This window comes from Streptomyces laculatispora, assembly GCF_017353455.1.
GTDB classification, from domain to species: Bacteria; Actinomycetota; Actinomycetes; order Streptomycetales; family Streptomycetaceae; genus Streptomyces; species Streptomyces laculatispora.
In genome coordinates this window covers 1-6,250 of record NZ_JAFMPZ010000222.1, presented here as the reverse complement: position 1 = coordinate 6,250, position 6,250 = coordinate 1, and the positions used below count along the sequence as shown (strand labels likewise).

5 protein-coding genes are annotated in these 6,250 nt (G+C 70.3%); all 5 read left to right on the top strand.

Features of this window, described 5'->3' with window-relative positions:
- The first annotated feature begins 201 nt into the window (after positions 1-201).
- The 5 genes from J1C73_RS12635 (at position 202) to J1C73_RS12615 (ending at position 6,250) form a co-directional block, all read left to right on the top strand.
- Positions 202-570, top strand: coding sequence for a VOC family protein (locus J1C73_RS12635; protein WP_207316454.1), 369 nt, complete (start codon positions 202-204; stop codon positions 568-570).
- 460 nt (positions 571-1,030) lie between these two features.
- Positions 1,031-1,432 carry a PadR family transcriptional regulator gene (locus J1C73_RS12630; RefSeq protein ID WP_207316453.1) on the top strand — a complete coding sequence of 134 codons (402 nt, stop codon included), beginning with the start codon at positions 1,031-1,033 and terminating at the stop codon, positions 1,430-1,432.
- Positions 1,419-2,750, top strand: coding sequence for an ABC transporter permease subunit (locus tag J1C73_RS12625; RefSeq protein ID WP_242644077.1), 1,332 nt, complete (start codon positions 1,419-1,421; stop codon positions 2,748-2,750). Before J1C73_RS12630 ends, J1C73_RS12625 begins: the two co-directional genes overlap by 14 nt.
- A 154-nt stretch (positions 2,751-2,904) precedes the next feature.
- Positions 2,905-4,440, top strand: coding sequence for a carboxylesterase/lipase family protein (locus J1C73_RS12620; RefSeq protein ID WP_207316452.1), 1,536 nt, complete (start codon positions 2,905-2,907; stop codon positions 4,438-4,440).
- Between the two features lie 613 nt (positions 4,441-5,053).
- Positions 5,054-6,250 carry a S1 family peptidase gene (locus J1C73_RS12615; RefSeq protein ID WP_207316451.1) on the top strand — a complete coding sequence of 399 codons (1,197 nt, stop codon included), beginning with the start codon at positions 5,054-5,056 and terminating at the stop codon, positions 6,248-6,250.

Below are 6,250 nucleotides of genomic sequence, written 5' to 3'. Positions count from 1 at the left end.
CCGTGGGGACTTCCCGGCACTGAGGCTGCGCCATCTTGAAGTGGCTGGTCAGCAGGGGTGGTGTGACCCCGTTTCGGGCCGCTCGTACTGGTCGTGGGCGGCAGTCCGGGGTGCAGATCGTCCGGAAGGACGGTTGTGCCGATGAGTTCACCGTCCTCGAACGGTCTACCCAGCGACACGACCGTTCTCGACAGGAGTGCTATGTCCACCATCCAGCCAGTGATCATCACTGCCGACCAGGAAGTCCTGGTCGGCTTCTATACGAAATTGTTCGGCGCCGAGAAGATCTTCCGGGTACCGGAGGAAGGCCCGGCCTTCTACATCGGCTTGCGCATCGGCGACACCGATCTCGGACTGGTGGCCAAGACGGACCCGGGGACCGGGGCGGCACCGCGGATCCTGCTCAGCATCGGTGTCGACGACGTCGACGAGACGTTCGGCCGGGTGACGGCGCTGGGCGGCTCGGTCAGCGGCGGCCCCAAGGACATGCCGTGGGGACAGCGCGTCGCCCACATCCGGGACCCCGACGGCAACCCGGTGAACCTCACCCAGCCGATCCCGGCTCAGTGACGCTGTTCCGGGGTGCTCGTGGGCTGCCTGCGGTAGGGATCAATCTCCGGTGGCGGCCAGTGGGATCAGTGCGGAGCCTGGTGAGGACCCGCCGGTTCTCCATGGGGTCGTCGATCAGGACGAGCTCCCCGTCCCGCCGGGCGATCTTCTTCAGGACGCGGTCCAGACGCGGGGCCTTCGCGGCGACCCGGTGTCCCCGGCGCGCTCTTTGGCATTCGCCACACAATTCCAACGGCCGCCGGGGCACCTCAGTTACACCCCGCCGCTGTGCGGCCTGCTCCCGCGCGGGTGGTGAACTTCCCGTCGGGCCGTTTGTGCGGCCGGCCGAGGTTGGCCGGCTTCGTGCGCTTCCCACGCAGCGGCGCCGACGGAAGGTCGCCGGACCTCAGGTGTGAAGGGGTGGAGGAGGGGTGGTGGACGGTTCGGTCAGTGCGGTGCTTCGCCTGGTACATTGCAATGCATGGAACCAGGTGAGGCGAGACGCCAGACCTCGGGCAAGGCCGAAAGCCAGCTGCTCAAGGGCGTGCTGGAGTACTGCGTTCTCGCACTGATGCGGGATGAACCGAAGTACGGCGTCGAGCTGCTCCGCGAGCTTCAGGCGACCGGTGCCCTGGCGACCGGCCAGGGCACCGTGTATCCGCTGCTGTCGCGGTTGCGGCGGGACGAGCTGGCCGTCACCACCTGGCGCGAGTCGACGTCCGGTCCGCCGCGACGGTATTACGAACTGTCCGGGGCCGGCCGGGCCGCGCTCGTGGAGTTCACCGCGATCTGGCCCGGTTTCCGTGACGCAGTCGACCAACTCCTCACGCCGGGCAAGGGCCCCGGCGAGCACCTGGAAGGGCACACTCTTGAAGACCGATGAAACACTGGTGCAGGACTACCTCGCGGCTGTCGAACGCGAGACGTCGACCCTGCCGCCCGAGGCCCGCCAGGAACTCATCGCCGACCTCGGCGAACACATCGAGGTCGCGCTTGCCGAACGGCCCGGCAGCACCCGCGAGATCCTGCGCGAGGTGGGCGACCCCCGCGTGATCGCCGCGACGGCGTTCCAGGAGCTCGGCGGCACCGCGGGAGCGAAGGCCCGGAAGCCGGGCCGGCGCCGTTCTCCGGTGTGGCTGCCCCTGGTCCTCCTGCTGGTCAGCACCGTCCTGCCCTACCTGGCCCGGAACATCATCCTGAACTGGATAGCCATTGCGGGCCTGGTCAGCGCCGTCGTGATCGTGTGCCGGGCCCGCTACTGGACCAAGGCCGAGAAGTGGACCGGGGTGGCCCTGGCCTTTCTCGTCCCCCTCGCGATCAAGATCTGCTGGTACATCGTCGCCCTCCCGGATGACGGAAGCGGTGTGGACCCGGCGCTGCGCTGGTCGGTCGTCGCTCTGACGTTCATCGTGACGCTGGCCGGAATGCTGCTGTTCCGCGGCGGAACGCAGATCCTCCTGGGCAGCCGCTCGCTCGGTCCGATCCCCGACGGCTTCCAGAAGATCTCCACCGGATACCTCCCGGAGATCGGACCGCACACCAACTACCACAACCTCACCCTGCTCCTGGGGCTCGCGCTGCTGGCCTTCGCCCTGCTCCAGGAGGTCCGCGACCGACGCCGCCAGAAGCGCTACGAACTCGACGTCCTGCCCCGCAACCTCTTCCTCGCCAAGTGCGCGGCCATGGCCGCGGCCGTGCTCGCGTTCACCATGACCCTGGCCAGCTACCGCGGTGTCCCGGTCGTGCTGCTCCTGCTCGCCGTGCTGCTGATCGGGTTCGGTTACGTGATGCGCAACGCGGTGATCGGCCGTCATGTGTACGCCCTGGGCGGCAACCGCGCCGCGGCGAAGCTGTCCGGCGTCAAGGACCAGCGCGTCACGTTCTTCGTGTTCGTGAACATGGGAGTACTCGCCGCACTCGCCGGCGCCGTCTACGCGGCCCGCCTCGGTGCAGGCGTGCCCCAGGCCGGCACCAACTTCGAACTGGAGGCCATCGCCGCCGCGTTCATCGGCGGCGCCTCCATGAGCGGCGGCGTCGGTACGGTCTTCGGCGCCGTCATCGGCGGCCTGGTGCTCGGCGTACTGAACAACGGCATGTCGCTCGTGGGTATCGGTACCGACTACCAGCAGGTCATCAAGGGCTTCGTGCTGCTCGCCGCCGTCGGCTTCGACGTCTACAACAAGCGCAAGGTCGGCTCGTGACCGCTCCTGCCCGGACGACGGCCCGGCATCCTCCGGTCGCATCGGCGCACTCGTCGCGGTGACGAGGATTTCGTTCGCGCCGCGACCGCGGGCTCTGCCATCCTGATCACCACGCCCGGCGGGGCGGGGAGCGAAGGACGGCGGAGCAGCGTTGATGAGTGTCTTCGACACGGCATGCGGGCAGGTACGGGGAAGCGGCCCGGACCGGGGTGTCGTCGCCGTCCTCGGCATCCCGTACGCCGAGCCGCCGTTCGGAGCGGACCGGTTCCGGGCGCCGCGCCCCCGCAGTCCCTGGGCCGGCATCCGCGACTGCGCGGACTTTGGGCCCGTTCCGCCGCAGTCGGCGCAGCTTCCGGGCGCACCGAGCTGGTCGCCCGGTGACGAGGACGTCCTCAGCCTCAACGTCTGGACCCCGGCCGCCGCCGACGGCGCCGCCCCCGGCGGCCCACTGCCGGTGCTCGTCTGGATCCACGGCGGCGCCTACACCTTCGGGTCCGGTGCGCAGCCGGACTTCGACGGCGCAGCGCTCGCCCGCGCCGGCCTGGTCGTGGTCACCCTCAACTACCGCCTCGGGTTCGAGGGCTTCGGTCACGTCCCGGCCGACGGAGCGGACCCCTGCCCGCCCAACCGCGGGCTGCTCGACCAGATCGCCGCCCTGACATGGGTGCGCCGGAACATCGCCGCCTTCGGCGGGGCTCCGGGAAACGTCACCGTGGCCGGGCAGTCCTCCGGAGCGGCGTCGGTGGCCTGCCTGATGGCCATGGACAGCGCACGGGGGCTGTTCCGCCGCGCGATAGCGCACAGCGCGGTCGGCCCCTGCTACTCACCGGAACTCGCCGGACACCTCATGGAGAAGGTGGCCGCCGAGGCAGCGGTCCCCGCGACGAGCGCCGGACTGGCGGCCGCCTCGCCGCAGACGCTGGTGAAGGCGTCCGACGCCGTCGTGGACGCATACCGGCAGAACCCGCACTCCGGACGCCACCACTGGGACCCGGTCCTCTACGGCCCGGTCGCCGACGGCGTGCACCTGCGCGCCGACCCGCTCGCCGTCCTCGCCGGCGGGGCGGCCTCCGGAATCGACCTGCTCGTCTGCCACACCACCCAGGAGTACTGGCTGCTGGATGCCGTCGGCAGCAGCGCGAAGGTCACCACAGAGGAACACCTGAACCGCTTCGCCGCGGACTTCGGGCTCCCGGACTCATTGACGCAGGGGTATCGCGGTCTCATGCCCGAAGCCCCCGTGGGCGACGTCCATCTCGCCCTGTACGGGGACCTGATGTTCGGCGAGTACAGCAGCCGGCTCGCCGACGCCCACGCACGGGCCGGCGGGCGCACCTTCCTGTCACGCTTCGCGCGGCAGCGGGGCGGATCTGAGCCGGTGGCGTACGCCTGGCACTGCGCGGATGTCCCGTTCGCCTTCGGGAACCTCGGCGAGGAGAGCATCCGGTTCCTGATCGGTGGGGCGCCGACGGCCGCGGACCATCACCTCTCGGCCCGGATGACCGCCGCCTGGGTCGGATTCGCCGCCACCGGCGAACCGGGGTGGGAGCCGCTCGGCGCCTCCGGCGGTCCGGTCCGGACCTGGGATGCTGCGGACACCACCAGGGCGCCGGCCCCCGGCCACTGGTCGGACAGCGGGACCGTCCGCACACTGTGGCGGAGCTTCGGCTACCGGCCCCTGCGGCCCTGACCCGATGTGCCCGGCGTGAGTCCGGCAGCGCTCACAGGGGCGGCAGCCAAAGGCCCCGGCCCTCCCGCGCCTTGCCGGCCGGGCGAACCTCGCCCACCGGCTCGCCCCGCACGTCCGTCGTCACCACCACGGCCCGGTCACCCCGGGCACCGCTTCTCGGCGTCCGGCCGCTCGCAGTAGAGCACGTACCCGGTGAGCCGGCCGACCGTTCCCGGGTCCAGCCTCCACACCCCCTATCGATCACCTCGAGCGTTCCCGGGCAGTGCTCGTCGGCGAGCGTCTCGGCGAACCGGCGGTTCTGCGGGTGGTCAGCACCACGCAGTCGCCGAGCACGAGCGCGACCGAGCAGATCAGCGCACCGGTCGGCCCGGCTCCGAGTCTGCACGTTCCCGGGTTCATCTGACGTGACCGTAGGGCGAGTTCGGGCCCACGGGATGAGTACGCCTAATCAACGGGCAGGCCCGTCCGGCCACTCGTGCATTGGCATGGACCTGCAAACGACTCTGGGCTACAGTCCGGAACGGCACACTCTGAGAGCGCTCTCAGGCGAGACGCCTCCCGGACGCCTGCTGTTCCTCCCCCACATCGCCGGAACAACAGAAGGGCCAATGCCTTGAGACGCATCACAGCTCTGCGAACAGCTCTGTCCGCCGTGCTCCTCGTTGGAGCCTGGGCGGGCGCGGGCTTCCCCTCCGCCTCCGCCGCAGACACCCCCGCCACCGCTTCCCGCACCGTCTCCGACGCACCCCCGGCGTCCGCCGGACTGCTGACCGCCATGCAGAAGGACTTCGGACTGACGGAAAGTCAGGCCAGGGCGAGACTGTCCGCGGAGAAGACGGCGACCGCGATACAGGGAAAGGCGAAGCACGCCGCCGGAGCCACGTACGGAGGCTCCTGGTTCGATCCGTCGACGGGCGGCCTCACGGTGGCCGTCACCAGCGGCAAACGGAAGGCGGCCGTAAGGGCGACCGGTGCGGCCGTCCGCCTGGTCACCCACACCGCGCGCCGGCTCGACGCCGTCAAGGCGCGGATCGACACGTTCGACGCGCCCGCCGGGGTCAGCAGCTGGCACGTCGACCCCGAGGCCAACAAGGTGGTTGTCAACGTCGTCGCCTCTGCGCAGAATGACAACGATGTCCGCGCGTTCGTCGAGCGGGCCCGCGCGGCCGGACCGGTCGTCGTCGAACAGACCGCCCAGGCACCGCAGACCTTCGCCGCCGGGACCGTGGGCGGCGACCCGTACTACACGGGCAACGTACGGTGCTCCATCGGCTTCTCCGTGTACGGCGGCTTCGTCACCGCCGGACACTGCGGACAGGCGGGTGCGGGCGTCAGCGGATGGGACGGCTCCGCCATCGGCAACTTCCAGGGGTCGTCCTTCCCCGGCGACGACTACGCCTGGGTGAGCGTGGGCAACGGCTGGTGGACCGTCCCCGTGGTCCTCGGCTGGGGCACCGTCTCGGACCAGCTCGTACGCGGCTCCGCCGAGGCCCCCATCGGTGCCTCGATATGCCGCTCCGGATCCACCTCGCACTGGCACTGCGGCAACGTACTGGCCACCAACGAGACGGTGAACTACAGCCAGGGCGCGGTCTACCAGATGACCAAGACCAGCGTGTGTGCGGAGCCGGGCGACTCGGGCGGTTCCTTCATCAGCGGTGACCAGGCACAGGGAGTCACCTCCGGCGGCTGGGGCAACTGCAGCTCGGGCGGGGAGACCTGGCACCAGCCGATCAACGAGATCCTGAACCGGTACGGGCTGGTCAGGCAGTGTGAAGCGTCAGCCCGTACCGGTTCAGGATCTCGTTGA

Coding starts and splice junctions, on each gene's coding strand:
- J1C73_RS12620 (WP_207316452.1), top strand. CDS start 2,905: ATGAGTGTCTTCGACACGGCATGCGGGCAGGTACGGGGAAGCGGCCCG.
- J1C73_RS12630 (WP_207316453.1), top strand. CDS start 1,031: ATGGAACCAGGTGAGGCGAGACGCCAGACCTCGGGCAAGGCCGAAAGC.
- J1C73_RS12635 (WP_207316454.1), top strand. CDS start 202: ATGTCCACCATCCAGCCAGTGATCATCACTGCCGACCAGGAAGTCCTG.